This window comes from Acinetobacter sp. 22512 (genome assembly GCF_052044755.1).
Lineage (GTDB): Bacteria > Pseudomonadota > Gammaproteobacteria > Pseudomonadales > Moraxellaceae > Acinetobacter > Acinetobacter pittii.
Window position 1 is genome coordinate 112,453 of the sequence record NZ_JBQENP010000010.1, and the last position, 22,163, is coordinate 134,615.

General features: G+C 39.5%; 23 protein-coding genes and 1 riboswitch. Of the genes, 15 read left to right on the forward strand and 8 right to left on the reverse strand.

Going from position 1 to position 22,163, the window contains the following annotated elements; translation table 11 throughout:
* Positions 1–11 precede the first annotated feature (11 nt).
* Entirely contained in the window at positions 12–1,208 is a 1,197-nt protein-coding gene (ftsW, locus tag ACTJJG_RS12305) for a putative lipid II flippase FtsW (RefSeq protein WP_005079447.1), read from the forward strand.
* Between the two features lie 49 nt (positions 1,209–1,257).
* Here the strand turns inward: ftsW and gluQRS are convergent, their stop codons facing one another.
* From gluQRS to ACTJJG_RS12335, 6 genes are all read right to left on the reverse strand, one after another.
* Positions 1,258–2,154, reverse strand: coding sequence for a tRNA glutamyl-Q(34) synthetase GluQRS (gluQRS, locus tag ACTJJG_RS12310; RefSeq protein WP_005065740.1), 897 nt, complete (start codon positions 2,152–2,154; stop codon positions 1,258–1,260).
* 1 nt (position 2,155) lies between these two features.
* A complete protein-coding gene (gene dksA, locus ACTJJG_RS12315) occupies positions 2,156–2,692 on the reverse strand; it encodes an RNA polymerase-binding protein DksA (protein WP_002121205.1) in 537 nt (178 codons plus the stop codon).
* Between the two features lie 211 nt (positions 2,693–2,903).
* Positions 2,904–3,716, reverse strand: a complete 813-nt coding sequence (gene cpdA / locus ACTJJG_RS12320; protein ID WP_005065743.1) for a 3',5'-cyclic-AMP phosphodiesterase — start codon at positions 3,714–3,716, stop codon at positions 2,904–2,906.
* Positions 3,717–3,720: 4 nt separating this feature from the next.
* Positions 3,721–4,347, reverse strand: a complete 627-nt coding sequence (locus ACTJJG_RS12325; RefSeq protein WP_005065745.1) for an NUDIX domain-containing protein — start codon at positions 4,345–4,347, stop codon at positions 3,721–3,723.
* A 75-nt stretch (positions 4,348–4,422) separates the two neighbouring features.
* A complete protein-coding gene (gene thiC, locus ACTJJG_RS12330; protein WP_001072861.1) occupies positions 4,423–6,300 on the reverse strand; it encodes a phosphomethylpyrimidine synthase ThiC in 1,878 nt (625 codons plus the stop codon).
* 89 nt (positions 6,301–6,389) lie between these two features.
* Positions 6,390–6,524: riboswitch (TPP riboswitch) on the reverse strand.
* 34 nt (positions 6,525–6,558) lie between these two features.
* Positions 6,559–7,638 (reverse strand): hypothetical protein, encoded by a 1,080-nt coding sequence (locus ACTJJG_RS12335; RefSeq protein ID WP_198768968.1) that lies wholly within the window; start codon positions 7,636–7,638, stop codon positions 6,559–6,561.
* 110 nt (positions 7,639–7,748) lie between these two features.
* On the opposite strand from ACTJJG_RS12335, the gene ACTJJG_RS12340 reads away from it, so the two are divergent.
* From ACTJJG_RS12340 to phoU, 4 genes are all read left to right on the forward strand, one after another.
* Positions 7,749–8,330 carry a TetR/AcrR family transcriptional regulator gene (locus tag ACTJJG_RS12340; RefSeq protein ID WP_005065751.1) on the forward strand — a complete coding sequence of 194 codons (582 nt, stop codon included), beginning with the start codon at positions 7,749–7,751 and terminating at the stop codon, positions 8,328–8,330.
* Complete coding sequence (locus tag ACTJJG_RS12345) at positions 8,323–9,228, forward strand: DMT family transporter (protein WP_005065752.1); 906 nt, start codon at positions 8,323–8,325, stop codon at positions 9,226–9,228. Before ACTJJG_RS12340 ends, ACTJJG_RS12345 begins: the two co-directional genes overlap by 8 nt.
* 95 nt (positions 9,229–9,323) lie before the next feature.
* On the forward strand, positions 9,324–10,655 hold the full coding sequence (locus tag ACTJJG_RS12350; protein WP_081318494.1) for a TolC family outer membrane protein: 1,332 nt from the start codon (positions 9,324–9,326) through the stop codon (positions 10,653–10,655).
* A gap of 105 nt (positions 10,656–10,760) precedes the next feature.
* Positions 10,761–11,483: a phosphate signaling complex protein PhoU gene (gene phoU / locus ACTJJG_RS12355; RefSeq protein WP_000075183.1), complete on the forward strand. Its 723-nt coding sequence runs from the start codon at positions 10,761–10,763 to the stop codon at positions 11,481–11,483.
* 306 nt (positions 11,484–11,789) lie between these two features.
* Here phoU and ACTJJG_RS12360 read toward each other — a convergent pair whose 3' ends face one another.
* Together ACTJJG_RS12360 and argH are read right to left on the reverse strand one after the other, a co-directional pair.
* Entirely contained in the window at positions 11,790–12,059 is a 270-nt protein-coding gene (locus ACTJJG_RS12360) for an oxidative damage protection protein (protein ID WP_000089995.1), read from the reverse strand.
* A 9-nt stretch (positions 12,060–12,068) separates the two neighbouring features.
* Positions 12,069–13,502: an argininosuccinate lyase gene (gene argH, locus ACTJJG_RS12365; protein WP_002121138.1), complete on the reverse strand. Its 1,434-nt coding sequence runs from the start codon at positions 13,500–13,502 to the stop codon at positions 12,069–12,071.
* On the opposite strand from argH, the gene ACTJJG_RS12370 reads away from it, so the two are divergent.
* The 10 genes from ACTJJG_RS12370 to ACTJJG_RS12415 all read left to right on the forward strand — a co-directional run bounded on the left by ACTJJG_RS12370 (position 13,493) and on the right by ACTJJG_RS12415 (position 22,159).
* Positions 13,493–14,632 (forward strand): sensor histidine kinase, encoded by a 1,140-nt coding sequence (locus tag ACTJJG_RS12370; RefSeq protein WP_005065759.1) that lies wholly within the window; start codon positions 13,493–13,495, stop codon positions 14,630–14,632. The two genes, argH and ACTJJG_RS12370, sit on opposite strands and share 10 nt — an antisense overlap.
* A gap of 60 nt (positions 14,633–14,692) precedes the next feature.
* The gene (locus ACTJJG_RS12375; protein ID WP_005065762.1) at positions 14,693–15,433 is read left to right on the forward strand and encodes a LytR/AlgR family response regulator transcription factor; all 741 of its coding nucleotides are present in this window, start codon (positions 14,693–14,695) and stop codon (positions 15,431–15,433) included.
* Positions 15,434–15,533: 100 nt separating this feature from the next.
* Positions 15,534–16,451 carry a hydroxymethylbilane synthase gene (gene hemC / locus ACTJJG_RS12380; protein ID WP_031945258.1) on the forward strand — a complete coding sequence of 306 codons (918 nt, stop codon included), beginning with the start codon at positions 15,534–15,536 and terminating at the stop codon, positions 16,449–16,451.
* Between the two features lie 3 nt (positions 16,452–16,454).
* Positions 16,455–17,222, forward strand: coding sequence for a uroporphyrinogen-III synthase (locus tag ACTJJG_RS12385; protein ID WP_005065765.1), 768 nt, complete (start codon positions 16,455–16,457; stop codon positions 17,220–17,222).
* A gap of 8 nt (positions 17,223–17,230) precedes the next feature.
* On the forward strand, positions 17,231–18,073 hold the full coding sequence (locus tag ACTJJG_RS12390; protein ID WP_032063108.1) for a hypothetical protein: 843 nt from the start codon (positions 17,231–17,233) through the stop codon (positions 18,071–18,073).
* A 9-nt stretch (positions 18,074–18,082) separates the two neighbouring features.
* Positions 18,083–19,276, forward strand: a complete 1,194-nt coding sequence (locus ACTJJG_RS12395) for a hypothetical protein (protein WP_005065771.1) — start codon at positions 18,083–18,085, stop codon at positions 19,274–19,276.
* A gap of 7 nt (positions 19,277–19,283) precedes the next feature.
* On the forward strand, positions 19,284–19,724 hold the full coding sequence (locus tag ACTJJG_RS12400) for an acyl-CoA thioesterase (RefSeq protein ID WP_002121251.1): 441 nt from the start codon (positions 19,284–19,286) through the stop codon (positions 19,722–19,724).
* 194 nt (positions 19,725–19,918) lie between these two features.
* Positions 19,919–20,245 carry an H-NS histone family protein gene (locus ACTJJG_RS12405; protein ID WP_000801427.1) on the forward strand — a complete coding sequence of 109 codons (327 nt, stop codon included), beginning with the start codon at positions 19,919–19,921 and terminating at the stop codon, positions 20,243–20,245.
* Between the two features lie 334 nt (positions 20,246–20,579).
* Complete coding sequence (gene gspN, locus ACTJJG_RS12410; RefSeq protein WP_032005861.1) at positions 20,580–21,323, forward strand: type II secretion system protein N; 744 nt, start codon at positions 20,580–20,582, stop codon at positions 21,321–21,323.
* On the forward strand, positions 21,323–22,159 hold the full coding sequence (locus tag ACTJJG_RS12415) for a type II secretion system protein N (RefSeq protein ID WP_005065775.1): 837 nt from the start codon (positions 21,323–21,325) through the stop codon (positions 22,157–22,159). The genes gspN and ACTJJG_RS12415 overlap by 1 nt, the downstream gene beginning before the upstream one ends.
* The last annotated feature ends 4 nt before the right edge of the window (positions 22,160–22,163 follow it).

Consider the following 22,163-nt stretch of genomic DNA (forward strand, 5'->3'; position numbering starts at 1 on the left):
AGGAATGTAGTATGGCAGGCTTAGCTCAGACCACAATCCAGAAAATCAATCATTGGTATGAACGGATATTGCCTAAATGGCCAGCGGAAGTGACGCCACGTAATGTCCTGATTTTCTGTGTCGTTGCATTGTTGTGTATCGGTTCAGTGATGGTGGCGTCCGCTTCGATGCCCTATGCTGAATATATGCATGAAAACCCATTTCACTATGTGATTCGTCATGGTATTTCGATTGTCGCTGCGGGTGTAGTGGCTTATTTGACCTATCGAATATCACTGAATACGTGGTTTAAAAATACCTTCCCGCTGTGGTTATTAACCATGGTTCTGTTGCTTGCTGCTTTGGTGGTGGGTTCGGAAGTCAACGGTTCTACTCGTTGGATTAAGATCGGTGGCTTTACCTTGCAGCCAACCGAGGTTGCCAAAGTCATGATGGCAATCTTTACCGCAGACTACGTTGTGCGCCGTGCCAAAGAGGTTCGTACTCATTGGAAAGGCTTATTGCGTTTAAGTGGGGTAATGGCAATCACGGTCGGTTTAATTATTGCTGAGCCTGACTTAGGGGCAACCGTCGTTATTGTCATGATGATGGTTGGGGTGTTCTTTTTAGCGGGCGCGCCGCCAACTCAGTTCTTAATCATGCTTGGTGCGATTGTCACAGGTATTGTGTTTTTGATCTTATTTGAACCCTACCGTTTCCAGCGTTTAATTTCGTTTACTGACCCATGGGCAGATCCATTAGGTGTAGGTTATCAGTTATCAAATGCATTAATGGCTTTTGGTCGTGGTGAATGGTTTGGTACAGGCTTAGGCCACAGTGTACAAAAACTATCTTATTTACCTGAAGCACATACCGACTTTATGTTGGCAGTGCTAGGTGAAGAGTTTGGTTTCGTGGGTATTTCGATTGTTATTGGCTTGTCTTTCTTGATGCTGGCATGTTGTATCAAAATTGGTCACCGTGCTTTGAAACATCATTACCTTCGCGCAGGCTATTTAGCTTACGGCATTAGTATTATTTTCTTGCTCCAGATTTTAGTAAATGCGGGCATGAATATGGGCTTAATGCCAACTAAAGGTTTGACTTTGCCATTCATTAGTTATGGTGGTACGTCTTTAATGATGTGTGCTGCGATGATTAGCTTAATCTTAAAGATTGATGCATCAACACAAGAAGTCAACCCAGAACGAGAAGAGTCAAACTTCTAAAATTAGACATCATAAAAAAGCCCGATATCAAATCGGGCTTTTTTATTATTTATAGATATGTTCCGCTGAGCTCTTGCACATGAGGAATCAAATCAACATTCCACTGCGCTACAGCCTGTTTGAGCATCGCTCTAGGCTGATCTAAATCAACGTTGGGTTGTCCCAAGGCCAGTATTGCTTTTTGAAGTAATTCAGGCGCTTTTGATAAATCGAGTGCTTGAGCAAGATTTTGTTTAGAGAGCTTTTGCCCTTGGTCATTCATTGCAAGGGGAAGGTGCATATAGCTCAATTTAGGATAACCTAGAAGCTGAGCTAACCAAATCTGACGTTCGGTGTTATCTAATAAGTCCGCGCCTCGAACGACATGGGTAATACCTTGTAGATAATCATCCACAACGACCGCAAGTTGATAGTTAATAATCCCATCACGGCGCTTAAGAACAAAATCTCCAAGATCGTGTTGTAGATTGGAGCAATGTACTCCTTGCAATCGGTCATCAAAACAGATCTGCTGATCTTGAACTTTTACCCGAATCGCTTGACCTTGAAAATCAAGATTGAGATCGCGGCAAGTACCTGCATAGATTGCATTTGAACCAAGCATTTTGCGGGTACATTGACATGCATAGATAAGACCTTCTTTTTTGAGTTGGTCTAATACGCTTTCATAAATGTCTAAACGATTTTTTTGAAAGATGATCTCTGTATCAGGTTCGAATTGGAAGGCTTCAAGTGATGTAAGAATATGCTCTTCACTGCCGGGATAAATACGAGGGATATCTGTATCTTCGACACGAACCAGCCATTTGCCTTGATGGGCTTTTGCATCGCAATAGCTGGCAACAGCAGTAATGAGTGATCCAAAATGCAAAGGGCCGGTTGGCGATGGCGCAAACCGACCTGAGTATGAAAAGCTAGGCTTTTCTTGAGTAGCTACAGCGGTCATATTAACCGTTATTTTGCTTCTCTTTGATTTCTGCCAAAGTTTTGCAATCAATACATAAAGTTGCAGTTGGACGTGCTTCTAAACGACGTAAGCCGATTTCAATACCACAAGTTTCACAGAAACCGTAGTCTTCATTCTTAATAGCTTCCATAGATTGTTCGATTTTACGAATTAACTTACGTTCACGGTCACGTGTACGTAATTCAATTGCAAATTCTTCTTCTTGGGTAGCACGGTCGTTTACATCTGGCAGTGCAGTTGATTCGTCTTGCATCGTATTTAAAGTACGATCAACTTCAGACATTAATTCAGCTTTCCATGCTTGCAGAATTTGTCGGAAATGCTCGAGCTGTCCTTCAGACATGTACTCTTCATTTTTCTTAGGTTGATAAGGTGCAATACCAAATAAACTTGCAGTTGTGCCTATGTCAGAAGTTTTAGGTTTCACTTTACGTGCACGTTTTGCAGAAGCTTTGTCACCTTCCACTACAACTTCTGTATGTTCATCCAAAACTTGGTTGTGGTTGTCATTCGCCATAATAGGGCATTCCTCATCATACACGTATTATCTATACGCAAAAAATATGGTGATATGCAAGTGTTTTTATAGAAAACCATCGATGGGATTTTCCCATCGGGTCGTCATCATATAGATTTTTCCTGCAAGATGATAGTCATTCCGACCCGTAAATATTTTCAAAACGTGTTTACCCCAGTCATAATTATATATAAGCATATAAGAAATAGGGCTAATAGCCTGAAATATCAGTGTTTATATGGCCTTGAAAATTTTCAAGACGGAAGACTTCTGTTTCAAAACTACCATCGTTTTTTAGACGAATGTAACGGTAGCCGGGAGCATTTTGATCTAAAGCAAAATCATTACTAAAGGGTTTAAACTGAACACTTGTCGAAGGTGTAGAGAAAAATTCGACCCCTTGCCAAATGTTGATTGAGTCTTGATGAACATGCCCGCAGACCAAAGCTTTTACATTTTTAAACGGCGTTAATGCTGTAAGCAAAGCATTAGAATTTTGTAACTTGTGATGATCAATCCATTTTGACTTCATGGCAAAAGGGTGGTGATGACAAGCCAGCAAAATCGGGTTATCTGCATACTCTTCAAGTAAAGCCGTTAAGTTCTCTAGCTGTTCTGCTGATAGATGTCCATCAATATGACCTTTTACCGCACTATTTAATAGAATAATCCGCCAGTTCCCTAAGCAAATGACCACAGGTTCCTGATGATTCTCTTTATGCAATGGAAAATGGTCAACATTGTCATGATTACCTAAGGTCTGAAAAAAGGGCAGACCAAGCGTTTGCATATATTGAATATAACGTTTGTAGGTAATAGGCGTTGGTGCCTGAGCTAGGTCCCCGGTATGGATAATTGCATCAGTTTCAGGATGTTTATTAAGTATCTGTTGAATAATGGCATGAAAGCTTTCTTCAGGATTCATACCCACAAATTCTAAATGCGGATACTCCAATAGGTGGGTATCGGTAATTTGTATAATGACATGATTTTTTTGTGAAAGTGTTGAGACTTGAAAAGTCACCGTCCTACCTCTTCGGATTTATTATCGTTTTGCTGTGTTGAGCCAGCCATTGTAATGCCATAATAACAGGGGCATTTCTTAAACGTCCGCTGTCGAGTAGTGTTTGAATCTCACTATAACTAAACAAATGCAGCTGAATATTTTCACCCTCATTATCTACCCCAAAAACACCGCCTACAGCAGGTAAATTGGTTTCAGCAACATACAGATGAAATAACTCTGAACAGGCGCCAGCTGATGGGTAAAAACTAAATAGATGTTCTAAATCCTGAACTTCGCAGCCTGATTCTTCAAGACTCTCGCGTCGAATGCAACTTTCTGGTGATTCATTGCCATCTAATACACCTGCGATAATTTCGAGTTGCCATGGCGAATGGGAGTCATCTAAAGCACCAACACGAAACTGTTCAATCAGGACAAACTGTTGTTTTTGATCATTGTAGAGTAGAACGCCAGCCGCTTCAGGCCGATGCACAAGTTCGCGCTGCAATACAGGAGTATATTCAGATTGATTAAATAGACGATGTCGAAGGCTGACTTTTTCAACTTGAATAAAACCACTGAACAGAGGTTCACGTGATGTTACTTCGACATCTTTAGATGTATAACTTGGACGCTCGACAATACTCATGATTCGATCAGGACGAAATCTATTTATTTCATCCTAACCGAGAATCAGGGCTAGGCAAGTGTTTTTTTTGAATATTTACACTTTATGATACAGTTTTTGTCCTTGCTCTTGATAAACCTCTTTCATCGCTTTGAGGCCTTCTTCAACCTCTGAATCGCTATTGGTGAGATTGTTGGCATAGTCACGAACATTCTGGGTGATTTTCATCGAACAGAATTTTGGACCACACATTGAGCAAAAGTGAGCAGATTTATGCGCTTCTTTTGGTAAAGTCTCGTCATGCATGCTGCGTGCTGTATCTGGGTCTAGGCTTAGGTTGAACTGGTCGTCCCAACGGAATTCGAAACGTGCTTTAGACAAGGCATTATCACGAACCTGTGCACCCGGATGACCTTTGGCAAGATCGGCTGCGTGTGCTGCAATCTTGTAGGTAATAATTCCGTCTTTTACATCTTTCTTGTTTGGTAAACCTAAATGTTCTTTAGGTGTCACATAGCAAAGCATTGCTGTGCCATACCAGCCAATCATGGCTGCACCAATAGCAGAAGTAATGTGGTCATAACCCGGAGCGATATCTGTGGTTAAAGGCCCAAGCGTATAGAATGGAGCTTCTTTACACACTTCCAACTGTAAGTCCATGTTCTCTTTAATCATGTGCATTGGTACGTGACCCGGACCTTCGATCATGACCTGAACATCATGTTCCCATGCACGGTGAGTCAGCTCACCCAGTGTTTTAAGTTCGCTGAACTGCGCTTCGTCATTTGCATCTTGAATACAACCCGGACGTAAGCCATCGCCTAAGCTAAATGACACATCATAGGCTTTCATGATTTCACAGATTTCATCGAAGTGTGTGTATAAGAAGTTCTCTTCATGATGAGCGAGACACCACTGCGCCATGATTGAACCACCACGAGACACAATACCTGTTAAACGGTTTGCTGTAAGTGGCACATAGCGAAGCAATACACCTGCGTGAATGGTGAAGTAGTCAACACCTTGTTCAGCTTGTTCAATAAGCGTGTCTTTAAAGATTTCCCAAGTCAGGTTCTCAGCAACACCATCAACTTTTTCAAGTGCTTGATAAATTGGTACGGTACCGATTGGAACTGGTGAGTTACGAATAATCCATTCACGTGTTTCATGAATGTTCTTACCTGTAGACAAGTCCATAATGGTGTCGGCACCCCAACGGGTTGCCCAAGTCATTTTCGCAACTTCTTCATCAATTGAAGAACCAAGTGCTGAGTTACCAATATTGGCATTAATCTTAACCAAGAAGTTACGGCCAATAATCATTGGTTCAAGTTCTGGGTGGTTAATGTTGGCAGGAATAATAGCGCGGCCTTCGGCAACTTCTTGGCGAACAAACTCAGGTGTAATTTCTTTTAAGTTTTTCGCACCAAAGTTTTGACCTGGGTGCTGGCGCATATCTACAGCTTCGCGTTGACGCTGATTTTCACGAATTGCAATATATTCCATTTCAGGCGTGATAATACCTTGCTTGGCATAGTGCATTTGAGTGACATTTTTGCCTGCTTTAGCACGGCGTGGGTTTTGAATATGTGCAAAGCGAATATCAGCAGTACGAATATCTTTTAAACGCTCCTGTCCAAACTTTGAAGTTAGGCCAGAAAGAACGTCAGTATCGTTACGCTCTTCAATCCATTTTTGACGAACTGAAGGTAAACCTTTGTTTAAATCAATTTGAACATTCGGGTCAGTATAAACACCTGAAGTGTCATATACCATAATAGGTGGGTTGTGCTCTCCACCAAGGCCAGTTGGAGTATCGGTTAAAGAAATTTCTCGCATTGGAACCTGAATATCAGGGCGAGAGCCTTCAATATAAACTTTTTTAGAAGCGGGTAAGATGCGGGTTAAGTCTTTTGCATCTTGTTCATGTTGTGCTGAAATTTCAGCAGAAGAGAGATTCGTTAATTGGTTCATCACATGATCCTTATGAATAACATCAACGAATCAAGCACGACCAAAAACGATGGCGGATTTATCTTGAACTAGATAAATTGAGGGCTTAGGTTTTCAGATGGCTTGATTCCTACGCAGGTCTTAACCTGATCAGGTTCAACGGTACTTGTGATCAAACTGGTGTTGCGATAACACGAAATTTACACAATCTCAGCGAGCTATTACTCGCGCTCCGTCAAGCGATTTAAAGACTAACATGTTTTAGGTTGGCTGGCATTGTCAATTTGTATCTATACAAACCGCATCTATATGGCAGTCACGATAGACTTCTGTGTTCCATGGCGAATCAAATTTTAATAACTGTTCAAGTTGTTCATGCACAATCTGATAGGTAGATTTCTTTTGCCCATTTTCATCAGTTAAATCTATTTTAAATTGCTTATTGCGCTCATCGACAGGGGTGGCAATAAATTTAAGAAATTGTTGGGCAGGTTTCGCTAAACTTGATTGGCTCTGAGTTGATAAAAAGCGGATTTGCTGAAGTGCATCAGGGTCAAACCATGTGTTCGGGGCATATTCATTTGACACAGGTGTGTTATCTAGACCAAAGAAAATGAAGTATCGATATTCATTAAAGAGTATTTTGGCATCATTAATAAAATAACTCTTTGGATATTTTTGAATAAACTTTTCCCAAAATAAAGCACGTTCAGTAAGCTCTTTCCATGAAACAGCCAAAGCACCATCGTTATAGAAAATGTCTTGATTGTCTTTTGCCATACGAGATAAAAATTCTTTCTGGTCAGCGGGTAAAGCCTTAGAAAAAACATCAACTAAGTAGTTCGGTTGACGGCGATAAGTAAACATACCTTCACCTTGATAGAGCAGCTCAATATAGGCTTGGCCCTCATGTTGAAGTAAATATTGATCACGCGGGCTCAGTTGGGCGAAGAGCTTTTTCTGACTTTGAATCACCTTTTTAAGGTCTTGTTTCTGTTCTAAAACAGCATAGCCAAATGCTTCAAAAGCTCTAGCTGTTTTATCAGTGTAGGCTTGTTTTAGAAAACGCTGATACATGGCAGTTGAAGCTTCAATTAGCTTAAGCTGTTCCTCATTTTTTAACGAAGGAACACAGGTTTTAAGCTTTTCATTAATTTGATTTAAGTCTTCTATTTTACTGTTCTGATTAATCGTGTGCATGGCTACCATAATTTGTAAGCAGCTACTGTCTCGCTGTTCGGTGGCCTTTTGCGCAGTTGATTTTTGCTCTTTAGATACAGTTTGATCTTGCTGTGAGGTTTTATTGCAGCCAGCTAAAAGTAGTGCACTGCACATACTCATCATTAGAATTTTTTTCATCTTTATATTTTTATCGAAATTGATATTGCTCAAATTATAACGCTTAAAAAGATTGCATCACTGTTAGAAATCTTTATTATTAGGTAGGTCGGTCTACTTAAGTAAAAGCTATGAATGATAGAACAGCAAGACAGAAAATTCTCGATGCAGCGGCAACACTGTTTTATAACGATGGCATTACTGCAACTGGAATTAACTCAGTTACGGCTAAAGCAGATGTTGCGAAGATGTCGCTTTATAATAATTTTTCTTCAAAAGGTGAGCTTGTCGATGCCTACATTGCTGCACGCCATCAAGAGTGGCTTGATCTCTACCAAAAGCGTTTAGAAAAAATAAAAACAGCTAAAGAAGCCATCTTGGCCGTATTTGATGCCTATCAAGACCATGCGGAATTTGCCTATGAAAAAGGCTTTCGAGGTTGTGGGTTATTGAATGCTGCGGCTGAGTTTCCGGCCAATAGTACAGGGCGTAGTTCTGTAAGGCAGCATAAAGAAGAAGTGGAGGCTATTGTTGCTGAGCATTTAAAAAAATTAATCCCAGAGTCACAGCGCGTTAACTATGTGGCTACGCAGCTTTCTTTTCTTTTAGAGGGTTCTATGGCACGAGCAGGCCTAGAAGGAAACAGCCGTCAACTTCTATTAGCAAAACAAATGGCAGAAGACATTTTAAATAGAGAATGTCCATATGATTAGCCTCATTAAAAATAGTAGCTATGGAGGCACAATTGCAATTTTAGTTGCTTCTGTTTTGTGGGGAACAACAGGTACGGCGGCAGCATTTGCACCGACACTTGGCCCACTTGCTATTGGCGCTGTAGCGATGGGCGGTGGAGGCCTTTTACAAGCTTTGGTTGCATCACGAGCAATACGCGAAAACCGCCAGTTTATAAGGGAAAATATTTCAATACTGCTTTTAGGCATAGCGGCGGTGGGTATTTATCCCTTGGCTTTTTATTCTTCAATGCATTATGCAGGTATTACGATTGGCACCGTGGTTTCAATTGGTACTGCTCCACTAATCGCAGCAATTTTAGAACGATTCTTTGATCGCAAAGCTTTATCGGCTATCTGGTTTCTAAGTTTTGTGTGCGGTGTGCTTGGTGTAAGTATGTTGTCGATGGGCGAAAGTCATGCGGTTCAAGAGAGTACAAATCAATGGAATAAATACTTCGGTATTTTGCTTGGGCTGGTCGCTGCTACAACTTATTCGCTTTATTCATGGGCCGCGAAAAGATTAATAGATCGGGGTGTTGCTGCTAAAGCTGCAATGGGTATGATTATGGGCGGTGGAGCGGTTATTTTACTGCCTACTTTGTTGATTACAGGTGGAGGGTTACTACAAAGCTCAACCAATCTACTTGTGGCTGGTTATATGATGCTGATTCCTATGTTTTTAGGTTATTTGCTTTTTGGATTTGGTCTAAAAACAGTAAATGCCAGCAAAGCGACCACCCTAACTTTATTCGAACCCTTAGTCGCTGCGATTTTTGCGATTGTTTTGGTTGGCGAGCATGTTTCATGGGTAGGTTGGATAGGCATGTTTTTGATTTTTATTTGTATTTTAATATTGTCAAAAACTAAGAACGCTTAAAAAACTAAAACTTTTAATGGCTTGAGTTTGATTTGAATTTTTCTTAGTCTTAAAGGCAAGTTTTATCGTTGATTTGAACAATGAAAATAAAATTAATGGTCGCTGTTGGCCTTTGGAGTTTTGCATCTTCGAGTTTTGCTCTAGATTTGGTTGAAGCTTATGAGCGCGCAAAACAAAATGACCCAACGTGGCAAGCCAATCAACAACAATTTGAAGCAGATCAACTTAATTTAGGCTTGGCAACAGGGGCATTATTACCCACTGTCACATTGTCTGGAAACATTACTCGTAATCGACAAACTGTAAAACGTTCAAACTTTCCGGGTGTTGATCAAGAAGGCCTGTCAGATGCTTTGGTAAGTAATACATCAACGACTCGACAAGCCACTCTCACTGCACGTCAGCCATTATTTCGAATGGATGCTTGGGAAGGTTATAAGCAAGTTAAAACTTCGGTTGCCTTAAGTGAAATTACCTTAAGGCTGCAAAAACAAGATCATGTTTTAAATGTGGCAGAAGCCTATTTCAATGTGTTGCGTCAGCAGGCATTGAGTGTTGCATACTTACAAGAAGAAAAAGCTTTGCTTGAGCAGCTCAATATGATGAATGCCAAACTCAAAGAAGGTTTGGTGGCGCGTAGTGATGTGAGTGAAGCAAATGCTCAATATCAAAATGCCAGAGCCAATCGTATTTCAACCAATGTTCAATTACTTTTAGCTCAAGAGCAGCTGTCTGAATATATTGGTTCTTATCAAGATAAACTCGCTGTACTGCGCAGTGATTTTAGTTTTCAAAAGCCTTATCCGGCAGAGCTTAATGACTGGCTTTCTTTGGCGCAGCAAAAAAATTTAAAGATTCAGCAAGCACGTTTACAGCAAAAATATAGTGAAGATCAGCGCCGTGTCGAAAAGGCAGCGCTTTATCCTCAAATAGATGCCGTAGCAAGTTATGGCTATACTAAACAAACACCAGAGACACTCATTTCGACTGACGGAAAATTTGATCAGGTTGGGGTAGAAATGAACTGGAATCTATTTAATGGTGGACGGACCCGAACATCAATTAAAAAAGCCACTGTAGAAGCCAGTAAAGCGCAGGCACAACTTGATGCAGCCATTCGCCGTGCCAATGTCGATGTGAAAAGTGCGTTTATGCAGGTAGACACAGGTCAAGCCAAACTTGAAGCAAGAAAGGCTGCAATGGATTCATCTTCTTTAGTTTCTCAAGCTTCAAAAGCGAGTTATAACGAAGGCTTAAAAAGTATGGTTGATGTTTTATTGGCGCAGCGTAATGCTTTTTCTGCAAAACAGGATTATCTTAATGCTCAGTATGACTATTTATTGAATGTGCTTCGTTTAAAAGCTGCGGTAGGCCAGTTAGGTGAAAAAGATCTGGTTGAGCTTAATAGCTGGTTAACTTATCAGTAATTAAAAGCTTTTATCTGAAATTTAATTTTGTCATAAAAACTTAATGATTGCTGTGTTTTAATGCTCAATCATTTTATTCCCGCGCCATCATGTTGGAGGCTTCCCTTGAGTCCAAGTAATCCGGTGTTAAGCCATCATATTTCTTCTCAATTTAATGAAGATTTGCAAGATGTAAACACAAAGTTTATGACCATGGGTGGCTTGGTCGAACAGCAGGTTGCAAATGCAATTCATTCTTTACTTGATACAGACGCAAATTTAGCGATTGATGTTCAATTTAAAGATAATGCAGTCAATCAGTATGAACGTGATATTGATGAAGGCTTAACGTTGATTTTGGCGCGTCGTCATCCAGCAGCGATTGACTTACGTATGGTGATTGCCATGAGCAAAGCCAATACTGACCTTGAGCGTATTGGTGATGAAGCAGCGAAAATTGCCCGTATTGCACAAAACCTGTGTGAAGAGGGCGGGTCACCGCGTGGCTACATGGAAACACGTCATATTGGTAACCAAGTTCGTGTCATGATTCATGATGCACTTGACGCTTTTGCACGTTTAGATGCAGATCAAGCTTTACGTGTACTTTTAGCGGATGCTGACATTGACCGTGAATATCAATCAGCAACACGTACATTAATGACCTATATGATTGAAGACCCGCGTCATATTGCTCGTGTGATTAATGTCATGTGGGTTTTACGTTCATTAGAGCGTATTGGCGATCATGCACGTAACATTGCTGAGCAAGTGATTTATATGGCGAAAGGCTTTGATGCTCGTCATACCAAAATTGAAGAAATTGAAGCCAAAGTCCACGAAAAGTAATCTTGAGCTGAAATATTTAAAGGCCTTGTTTAAAACAAGGCTTTTTTGTTTTTAAAAAATAATAGATAAAAAAATGTCCCGAACTTTGGGGGGAAGTTCAGGACAGAAAATCAAGTGCATAAACACGACAGGGATCGTGTTCTTCTTGCTATAGAGTGATATTAAGTTCTTCGCTTTTTGATGTCATGTAGAGTCCTGTGCGCTCTATGTAAGGCTTTTTATGTTTGTGTAAGTTTCACGTAAAAAAAGGCGGATCTATGTATATAGACCCGCCTTTTTAATGATGAGTAAACTAAAACAAACCGATTATTCTGGTTTCCAGCCTTCAGCTTTTTCTACACTTTCATCATTATTAAAGAATTTCTCACGTTGTTCTTCCAGAAACTTTTTAGCTTCTGGTTCAAACACGTTTAAACGCTTTTCATTAATGAGCGTAGTTTGATGCTGTAACCATTCTTGCCATGCTTGTTTAGAAACATTTTCAAAAAAATCTTGGCCTTTAGCACCTGGGAAAGGAGCGAAGTCTAAACCTTCCATTTCCTTTTGATATTTACGGCAAAATACTTGGCGACTCATGTTTTATCCTTAAGCGTATAACTGTTCTAAACGTGTATGGGCACGCGCAATTGCAGCTTCAACCTGTTTTGGAGAAGTTCCACCAATATGATCACGAGCATTTACAGAAGCTTCTAGAGTTAAGGCTTTGTCAAACACATCTGCTGTAATTAAGTCAGAGAATTGCTGTAATTGCTCAAGTGTGAGTTCAGATAAGTCTTTTTCTTCCGCAACACCTAATGCAACAGCTTTACCTACAATTTCATGCGCATCACGGAACGCAACGCCTTTTTTCACTAAGTAGTCAGCAAGGTCAGTTGCAGTTGAGAATCCACGAAGAGCAGCTTCACGCATGATTTCAATATTTGGAACCAATGCAGGAATCATGTCTGCAAATGCCATCAGTGAACCACGAACCGTATCGATTGCATCAAATAAAGGTTCTTTGTCTTCTTGGTTATCTTTGTTGTATGCCAATGGTTGACCTTTCATGAGCGTAAGTAAGCTAATTAAGTCACCAAATACACGGCCAGATTTACCACGAATAAGTTCTGGAACATCTGGGTTTTTCTTCTGTGGCATGATTGAAGAACCAGTACAGAAGCGGTCAGGAATATTCACAAATTTGAACTGTGCAGAAGTCCAAAGAATGAGCTCTTCTGACATACGTGATAAATGCATCATGATGAGTGCAGCCGCCGCATTAAATTCGATGGCAAAGTCACGGTCAGATACAGCATCAAGAGAGTTTTCAGATACAGCTTCAAAACCTAAAAGTTCTGCTGTATATGCGCGGTCAATCGGATAAGTTGTACCAGCAAGAGCAGCTGAACCAAGTGGCATGCGGTTAACACGTTTACGGCAGTCTTGAAGACGTTCAGTGTCACGTACTAACATTTCAAACCATGCTAACAAGTGATGACCAAAAGTCACAGGCTGAGCAGTTTGTAGGTGTGTAAAGCCTGGCATAATTGTATTTACATTTTTAGCAGCCAAGCCTAACAAGCCTTTTTGTAAACGTTCTAATAATTTTAAAATATCATCAATTTCGTCGCGCAGGTAAAGACGAATATCAGTTGCAACCTGATCGTTACGGCTACGGCCAGTGTGTAATTTTTTACCTGTAATGCCAATACGTTGAGTCAAACGTGATTCAATGTTCATGTGAACATCTTCAAGATCGATGCGCCATTCAAAGTTTCCAGCCTCAATTTCTGAGCGAATGGTGCTTAAACCTTCAATAATGTCATCGCGTTCTGCTTCCGTGAGTACGCCAACTTTCGCAAGCATGGTAGCATGCGCAATCGAACCAGCGATGTCTTGTTTATAAAAACGTTGGTCAAACTGAACAGAGGCGGTAAATTCGGCTACAAAAGCGTCCGTCGCTTCAGAAAAACGACCACCCCACATACCTGAGGTTTGGTCTGGGGTTACTGAATTAGGGGGATTTGAAGATGTGGTCATGGTGGCTCAGTAAAATAAAAAAGAGTATATCACTTGCCGAAGCTCAACAAACAAAGTTGTTTCCTACAGCATACCGAAATCAAAATTCTTCCTATTTTTTTACGAAAAGCGGGCGTTGGCAACACTTATTCGAATTAATTATCGCAAGTAATGTTTTGGCACTGGTTTTGGCATTGGCTGAAGCGCAGTCTTGGCAAGCCTTAAGCGGGGGAAGGCTTTTTCAATACATCGTTTTTATTAACTGGGTAATATTGTCCTTTTTTGCATTGGTTGAACGCTTTCAAGGTTTTTTTAGCAGCTTACGTCAAGAATTTGCTTTGGCTATTGGTTTTGTCATGCTGCAAAGTATTGTTGTTTTGACCACTTTAATCAGTAATTTTTTTCAGTTTGGTCTTTTAAATAAACATGCTTCTTTAACGCAGGACTGGAGTGTTTATTTTACCAATGTACCTTTATATCTAAGCTATGGAATATTACTCGGGGCTTTCTGCTTACGTTATTTATATGTCAGGGAACAATGGTTGCATCAGCAATATGCCGAGTTAAATGCCCGTATTCAGGCCATGCAAGCACGAATTCATCCTCACTTCTTATTTAATAGTTTAAATAATGTGGTGAGTTTAATTGCGATAGATCCAGATAAAGCAGAAAGCATGCTCATTAGTTTGTCGCGTTTATTTCGAGCAAGTTTCCAAGAATTAAAATTGGTGAGTCTGCATGAAGAAATCGAGCTGAGTAAACAATATTTAATGATTGAGCAGGTGCGTTTGGGGGAGCGTTTAAAAGTAGATTGGAAGATCGAGCTTTCATCTGTGCAATTAAAACAGATCACTATTCCTTTATTGACATTACAACCTTTGTTAGAGAATAGTATTTTTCATGGGGTAGAACCAATGATGGGTAAAGCAACCATAGGGGTATTGGTTGAAATATTGCAAAATCAGGTCAGTATAGTCATTACCAACCCATATACAGACGATACAATAAATTCACGGAAAGGGCATGGAATCGCTCTTGAAAATGTTAAGCAGCGCCTGAAAGCGTATTATGGGAACACCGTTAGATTTCAGGTTTATAAAGGTGAAGCTTTATATACCACTATTATGAGCTATCAATATCAAACAAAATAATAAGTCAGTCAGAGTTAACCATAAAAAAATGGACCAAGTTAACGGTGACAAGGAGGATGAATGAAGGTGCTAATTTGTGATGATGAACCACTTGCAGTGGAGCGTTTATCACGTTTAGTTTCAAAGATGAGACATGAGGTTGTATCAACGGCTCATCATGGACAGGAGGCATTGGAACAAGCACGGCTTCATCAACCGGATGTAATCTTGCTTGATATTCAAATGCCAGGTATGAATGGGCTTGTCTGTGCAGAACAGTTAAGTCAGCTAAATCCTCGACCTGCGATTGTATTTTGTACCGCCTACGATCAGCATGCATTAGAAGCTTTTAAAGCTCAGGCTCAAGCTTATCTTCTTAAACCGATTGATCCGGTTGAACTTGAGCAAGCTTTAACTCAGCTAACTCAACTTACTCAAGCACAACTCAATGCATTACCGAATTCTGAGCTTTTACAAGATTTAAAAACACAGCGTCATCAAATTGCCGCAAAAACCTATCGTGGTGTTGAGCTGATTCCTGTTGAAAATATCTATTACTTTTTAGCAGATCAGAAATATGTCACTGTGAGACATAAAAATGGCAGTGTATTAATAGATGAAACATTAAAAGAACTTGAAACCGAATTTGCAGATCAGTTTATTCGTATTCATCGAAATGCGTTGGTTGCGGTTGCATATTTAGATGGGTTGGAACTGATTAGTTCGGGGCAATATCAGGTTAGATTGCGAGGCCTTGATGAGCGACTTTCAGTGAGCCGTCGACATTTGTCTACGCTTAGAGAGCGAATTCATCAGCTCTAAATTTAAAAGAGTTATCTTGGACTTGCGAGATTTTACTTGCAATTTTAAGGGATCAAGTTAAGTTTAGGGTGTATTGTTTGACCAGCCCATGCTTGAATTTATGAAAACCTTGAAAATTGCTACACGACAAAGCCCACTTGCTCTTTGGCAGGCAGAACATATTCGTGCCCGTTTACAGGAGCTTCACCCTGATTTAACGGTGGAATTGGTTAAATTTGTCACGCAGGGCGATAAAATCTTAGATACGCCTTTAGCAAAAATTGGGGGTAAAGGGCTGTTCGTTAAAGAGTTGGAAGCAGCACTTTTAGATGGGCGTGCGGACTTAGCTGTACATTCAATGAAAGATGTCCCAATGGCTTTGCCTGAAGGTTTAACTTTAGCAGTAATTTGTGAGCGTGAAGATCCGTTAGATGCTTTTGTTTCTAATCGTTTTGAAACATTCGCTGATTTACCACAAGGTGCAAAAGTTGGTACATCAAGCCTACGTCGTAAATCTCAAATATTAAAACAACGTCCTGATTTACAAATTATTGACTTGCGTGGAAATGTTGGCACACGTTTAGCGAAGCTAGATGACGGTCAATATGATGCAATTATTCTAGCCAGTGCTGGTTTGAAGCGTTTAGGGTTGTCGGAACGTATCCGTCATTGTTTAACACCAGATATTAGTTTGCCTGCTGTGGGACAAGGTGCATTGGGTTTAGAGTGCCGTGCAGCTGACCAAGATGTATTGGCTTTAATTCAACCTTTATTACACGAAGAAACAGATGTTTGTGTACGTGCTGAACGTGCATTTAATGCCTATCTTGAAGGCGGTTGTCAGGTCCCAATTGCAGGTTATGCCACACTGCAAAATGGTCAAATCCATATCGAAGGTCGTGTTGGAAGCCCTGATGGCCAAACATTATTACGTGCTGAACTAACAGATGAGGCCAATAATGCTCAGCAATTGGGTGAAAACCTTGCTCGAAACTTACTTGATCAAGGTGCTGGCGAGCTATTAAAGGCCCTCTACTAAACCATGCTGTTTATTAATACTCGACCTGATTCGCGTGCAGCTGAACTAACAGAAGCTTTGCAAAATGAAGGTTATCAGGTTGAGTCTTTACCCCTTTTAGAGCTCGTTGCAAAACCCTTTTCTGAACACTTACTTCAGCTTTACCAACAATTAATTAAGGCGCAAGCTATTGTTGTCGTCAGCCCAACTGCTGTTGAATTGGGTATGGAGTATTTAGTAAAAAGTGGTTTAAAAATTAGCGACTTAAAACATATTCAGTGGATTGCGGTAGGGCAAGCAACAGCCAATTGTCTAAACGAATATGGAATAGAAGCACATATCCCAGATGTTGAAACTTCTGAGGGGATGTTGAACCTACCTATTCTGCACAATATGCAACAGACGGGTAGTGTGGCTTTTTGGCGGGGAGAAGGTGGACGCCAATTTATGATGGAGACCTTGCAACAACAAGGAATTCAGATTTTAAATTTTGTTCTATATCATCGGCAGTGCCCAGAAGCTTCATATTCTACATTCAAACATCTGACACAGAATTCAAATTATAATTTAAATAAATGGCTCGTCTTAATTACCAGTGAAGCGAGCTGGAAATATTGGTTAGAGCTTTGTTCAAAAAATAATGTACAACCTGATGGTGTATATCTGGTTTTAGGGCCTCGTCTTTTTCAAATTGTTAAAGAGTATCGCGATCAGCAACAGGCTCATTTTCACATTATTCAACTTGAAAATTTATCGCCTTCGGGGATGATTCATCACATTCAGGCATTATAAGGATTCGTATGAGAAAACTTGTTTCTATCATCATTTTACTGGGCGTAGCTTGGTTGGCTAAGCTCAGTTACGATATGTGGCAAATTTCTCGTACTGTTCCCGAGCTTAAACAAAGTCTGCTGCAATCCGAACAGCACTATGCCAATTTAAATGATCAATTGGTTGCTTTACAGCGACAGTTGCAGAATCAACCCGTAAGTACAGGGAATAAAACCAATTCAGTAGTTCAACCGGAAGCTCCACCGACAGGTATTGCACCTACAGTTTTAATTAAACAAAAGTTAGATTTAATTCAATTTGCGATTGATCAGCAGCAGTTGATTTATGCAGTTGATCAATTAAATCAGTTACAGCAATCGCTTGTACACTATGAAATTGCTCCTGCATTGCAGCATAGCTTGAATCAATCGCTCGAGCAGGATAAACAGGCAGTTCAACAGTTTACTTTGGCTCAAAATCAACGCCATCAATTAATCGATGATTTATTACAGAACATTGATAAGAATATTCAACAAGCCTTAGCCCAGCCTAAACTTGAAATGGATCAATCCGAGACTGTGTCTTGGTGGAAAAAGTGGTTCCGTATAGAAAAAGTAGAAACGCCGTCTATTAATTTAATGAGTCGAAGCGTTGTGCTTAAAGAAGTGCAATTAAGATTGTTAATTGCCGAACAGGCACTCAATCAAGGAAAAATGACTGAGTATCAAAATGAGTTGCAATCTGTGATGCAAAAGTTAGATGAAATGCCTGATGCAACCAGTCAGCAGTTAAAAAAACGTATTGCTAAAGTGGCACATTTATCTATCGTGCCTGTTCCTAAACTTTCTACACTTGGGCTAATCGGCTCATAAGGAGGATATATGAAACACCTCCTGTGGGTTTATTTCGTAATCAGCTTAATACTCTTTGCAGCCCTAGCTTTATTTAGTTATGGCTATGGAATGGGGTATGTCTATATTTACTGGCGACAATTGCAGCTACAAACAAATGTCTGGGGATTAACTCTTACTTTTGTAGTGATGAGTTTTATTGCTCAACTCTTGTGGCTGTGGATTAAACGTTATTCATCTCGTGAACAAAGAAAAAGTGAAAACATCTTCCAGTTTAAAAACCTTCATCCCTATGAACAATTAGGTATTGTTTGGTTATTAGAAGCGGCCGAAGATCAACGTGTATTTATTGAACGTGTTTTTACTCAATCAGGGCTTTTAAAAAATATTATCGATGCCAAGTTTCTGGTTTTAAGTGGGGACTATCCAAAAGCATTGGCTGCTCTCGATCAATCACCACCGATGGCATTTGAATTGGCAGAGTTACAGCGAATTGAAATCTTTTTAGCCGAAAATGAAGCCGATCGTGCATTAACTCATCTCGAATTTTTATATCAACACCAGTTATCACCGTGGTTACAAGAAATAGAAACTGCTTACCAGCAAAGATTAACGGCTTTATGGGGGCAATTAGCGCTGCAACATCCATGGGTATATTTACGTTCTATGAAATACGGTTTGCTAGATGCAGAACACCGTGATTTATGGTTACAGCAGCTTCTTCAGCAATTTGACCAAGCGTCTATCGATGACTTACATGCCTTACAGCAACGTTATTTGGATTTAGAGTCTGAAATACAAACTCGACCTTATAGCAGTAAGTTGTTATGGCTAAAACTATTAGCACGTATGCCAGATATGAGCATGCAGCATGCGGCCTTAACACTACATTTGTTAAAAGAGCAGTTTGACCCAGAAGTGTTTTATCTATGGTTTCAGCAGCAGTTGCTTAAACAAGTTCCAGACTATGCCGATGTTGAAGAAAAAATTATTCAATTTGAAAATCAATATATGAATTTGCCAGTTTTAACCTTTGCAAAATGGCATATCTATATGGCAACTGGACGTCAAACAGAAGCTGAAACATTATTATCATTATATCCAGATAATATTTTAATGAGCTATTTACGTATTAAGTCTACGCTTAAAGAAGATGACGTGTTAATCAAACAGTTAAATCTAATCTTTGAAAATGATGCAAATTTTTTAAAGTTTAAAATATGAGGTAAAAATGAAAGAACTGTCTGTCTACCCAGTAATATATGAACAGAAAGTCGCGTGGGGAGATATGGATGCTTTTGGTCATGTCAATAATGTACAGTATTATCGATATATTGAAAGCTCACGTATTTTATATATGGAAGCAATCAATATATTAACCCCACATTTATATACCGTTGTTGCTTCAAGTCAGTGTAAATATTTAAAGCCTGTTTTTTATCCTGACGTATTGAAAGTTGGTGTTCGCGTGGAAGAGCTCCGTAATAGCGCATTCCGTATGGCTTATATATTGTGGAGTGAAACCCAACAACAAATAGTCGCTACTGGTGAAGCTGTTATGGTATGCGTAGATAAATTAACAGAACGAAAATGTGAAATACCACAGGAAATAAAACAAAAAATTATTGAGCTAGAAAAATCAGTTGGGCATGACTTAATACATTTATCTTAAATAAATATTAATAAAATATATTTCATTTATAATTGGTAATGTAATTAAAAGGTAATTTTTTTGATTATTCTGATGAACACGGCTTTCAAACTATTGCTTATTGAATAGATTATAAATAATATTGGTCTTGATTTTATGTTTTTAAATTTTGTCTGTATTATTTTGAATTGTCTGTAAGACTGGAGTATTTATTAATGAAACCGGATATCAGTGAATTATCTGTTGAAGAGTTAAAACGCTTACAAGAAGAAGCAGAAGCTTTAATTGCAAGTAAAAAAGATCAAGCAATCGAAGATGCTTATAATCAAATTATCGAGATTGCTGAAAATGTAGGTTTCAGTGTTGAACAACTTCTTGAGTTTGGTGCTCAAAAACGTAAGAAAACAACTCGTAAATCTGTTGAGCCTCGTTACCGCAACAAAAACAATGCTGAAGAGACTTGGACTGGTCGCGGTAAACAACCACGCTGGTTAGTTGCTGAAATTGAAAAAGGCGCAAAACTTGAAGATTTCTTAATCTAATCAAATTGCCGTTTTTAAAAGCCAAGAAAATTTGCTTGGCTTTTTTATTGATAAAAATATCTCAAAATTTTGCTATAAATATTATTTAAAAAATTGAGTGTTTAAATTGCTCTTTAAATGAATTGTTGAGATCAAATGTGCATTTACTTCATTGAGCGCCAAGTTTTCATGATTTTGTCATACGTTCAACTTATAGTCTCAATACCGAAGCCAAGCCCGATTGCTTGGTTTTTTTATATGAAGTGAATTGGCGATGTTGAAAAAGTATGCATAATGTCAGACTAGGGAGCTACTCTCAAAATAAGGACGATAATTTGCATGTTGGTAAGGCTGAATGAAGAAAAAGTCTAAGCAATGGAAGTGGTGGTTTTTTGCCCTCATTGCATTTTTAATTTTTATTATTTTACAGATCCCGGCGACTTGGCTTATTTCTAAATTTTCAAAGAATAATCAAACTCTACACAATGTAAGTGGAAATATCTGGCAAGGCCAAGCAGATTGGCGGCGTGGTACTTTGAGAGGTTCGATTCATTGGAAAACTAGACCTCTTGACCTGTTTTTATTAAGGTTCGCTGCTGATGTAGATATCCATAGTGGTAATACCCAATTAGCTGGGGTAATGGGCTATGGTGTGGGGAAAAAAGTAATTGTAAAGGCTATGAATGGTCAAATTGCGCCTGAAACATTAAAACAAATTGTGAATTGGCAATGGCCTACGAACAGCATTCAACTGAAAGATATTGAGTTTAATTATAAGAAAGAGCAGGGTTTCGCCGCAGTTGATGGTCAATTACATTGGGGTGGCGGTGCTTTAATTTATAATATTGGTGATCGTCAAGACCGTATGAATATGCCTTCTTTAAATGGCCAATTAACGGATCAAAATGGTCAATTACAAGTTGATATACGTGATCAACGCAGTCAAAAAATGGCGAATCTCTTATTAGATGCCAACATGATGCTTGATGTGCAGCTCACCCAAAGATTATTACTTAATATTCCATCTTATGATGGAAAAGCTGGTTTGGATACGTTTGTCATTAGTTCTCGTCAACCCTTAATACAAGGGGGTAACTAATGAAAGTATGGATTGAGAAATTACAGCAATTACAGTGGCAAAAATTAGATCGGTTAAGTGTAGTTGTATTTGCCTTTTTAATTTTATGGTTGTGTTGGAAATTAGCTTCATTATTTTGGTGGGTAATTGCGCCTCCTCAAATGATGCAATTTGATCGGGTCGAGTTAGGATCACAGCAGCCACAAATTCCTAACATTAGTACTTTTTCACTTTTTAATGAACCTTCAGCCAATGCAGCACAGGAAAATGTCAACCTAGAATTACAAGGCGTAATGCTGGGTTATCCGAATCGTTTTTCCTCAGCTGTTATTAAGCTAGATAATACTGCCGACCGATATCGGGTAGGAGAAACAATAGGTTCTACCTCTTATCAGTTGGCAGAAGTTTATTGGGATCACGTGATATTACGTCAAGGTAATGGAAGTACTCGTGAACTCCAATTTAAAGGTTTGCCAAACGGTTTATATCAACCTATGACGCCAGATGCATCACAACCAACTGCTACTGTACCTCAGTCGTCAGCACCTGTTAATACTGCTCAAGAGGCATTAGGGCAAGCTATTCAGCAAATGCAAGGCAACCGTGAACAATATCTGCGTGACATGGGTGTTAGTGGGAACTCCAGTGAGGGTTTTGAAGTTACAGAACGTACACCCACTGCGCTTCGAAATAAGTTAGGTTTAAGGCCGGGTGATCGGATTGTTTCATTAAACGGTCAAACGGTTGGGCAGGGACAAACGGATGTGCAGTTACTTGAACAGGCTCGACGAGCTGGGCAAGTGAAAATAGAAATAAAACGTGGTGATCAAGTGATGACCATACAACAAAATTTTTAGTGAT

Excerpts from the sequence above, each read along its gene's own strand:
- ACTJJG_RS12345 (WP_005065752.1), top strand. The coding sequence starts at position 8,323 with ATGATTAGCCTCATTAAAAATAGTAGCTATGGAGGCACAATTGCAATT.
- ACTJJG_RS12325 (WP_005065745.1), bottom strand. The coding sequence starts at position 4,347 with ATGAGTATTGTCGAGCGTCCAAGTTATACATCTAAAGATGTCGAAGTA.
- ACTJJG_RS12385 (WP_005065765.1), top strand. The coding sequence starts at position 16,455 with ATGCTGTTTATTAATACTCGACCTGATTCGCGTGCAGCTGAACTAACA.
- ACTJJG_RS12415 (WP_005065775.1), top strand. The coding sequence starts at position 21,323 with ATGAAAGTATGGATTGAGAAATTACAGCAATTACAGTGGCAAAAATTA.
- ACTJJG_RS12400 (WP_002121251.1), top strand. The coding sequence starts at position 19,284 with ATGAAAGAACTGTCTGTCTACCCAGTAATATATGAACAGAAAGTCGCG.
- gluQRS (WP_005065740.1), bottom strand. The coding sequence starts at position 2,154 with ATGACCGCTGTAGCTACTCAAGAAAAGCCTAGCTTTTCATACTCAGGT.
- ACTJJG_RS12350 (WP_081318494.1), top strand. The coding sequence starts at position 9,324 with ATGGTCGCTGTTGGCCTTTGGAGTTTTGCATCTTCGAGTTTTGCTCTA.
- ACTJJG_RS12340 (WP_005065751.1), top strand. The coding sequence starts at position 7,749 with ATGAATGATAGAACAGCAAGACAGAAAATTCTCGATGCAGCGGCAACA.
- hemC (WP_031945258.1), top strand. The coding sequence starts at position 15,534 with ATGAAAACCTTGAAAATTGCTACACGACAAAGCCCACTTGCTCTTTGG.
- ACTJJG_RS12370 (WP_005065759.1), top strand. The coding sequence starts at position 13,493 with ATGTGGTCATGGTGGCTCAGTAAAATAAAAAAGAGTATATCACTTGCC.
- ACTJJG_RS12395 (WP_005065771.1), top strand. The coding sequence starts at position 18,083 with ATGAAACACCTCCTGTGGGTTTATTTCGTAATCAGCTTAATACTCTTT.
- gspN (WP_032005861.1), top strand. The coding sequence starts at position 20,580 with ATGAAGAAAAAGTCTAAGCAATGGAAGTGGTGGTTTTTTGCCCTCATT.
- argH (WP_002121138.1), bottom strand. The coding sequence starts at position 13,502 with ATGACCACATCTTCAAATCCCCCTAATTCAGTAACCCCAGACCAAACC.
- ACTJJG_RS12405 (WP_000801427.1), top strand. The coding sequence starts at position 19,919 with ATGAAACCGGATATCAGTGAATTATCTGTTGAAGAGTTAAAACGCTTA.
- ACTJJG_RS12390 (WP_032063108.1), top strand. The coding sequence starts at position 17,231 with ATGAGAAAACTTGTTTCTATCATCATTTTACTGGGCGTAGCTTGGTTG.
- dksA (WP_002121205.1), bottom strand. The coding sequence starts at position 2,692 with ATGGCGAATGACAACCACAACCAAGTTTTGGATGAACATACAGAAGTT.
- ACTJJG_RS12375 (WP_005065762.1), top strand. The coding sequence starts at position 14,693 with ATGAAGGTGCTAATTTGTGATGATGAACCACTTGCAGTGGAGCGTTTA.
- thiC (WP_001072861.1), bottom strand. The coding sequence starts at position 6,300 with ATGAACCAATTAACGAATCTCTCTTCTGCTGAAATTTCAGCACAACAT.
- ACTJJG_RS12335 (WP_198768968.1), bottom strand. The coding sequence starts at position 7,638 with ATGAAAAAAATTCTAATGATGAGTATGTGCAGTGCACTACTTTTAGCT.
- ACTJJG_RS12360 (WP_000089995.1), bottom strand. The coding sequence starts at position 12,059 with ATGAGTCGCCAAGTATTTTGCCGTAAATATCAAAAGGAAATGGAAGGT.
- ftsW (WP_005079447.1), top strand. The coding sequence starts at position 12 with ATGGCAGGCTTAGCTCAGACCACAATCCAGAAAATCAATCATTGGTAT.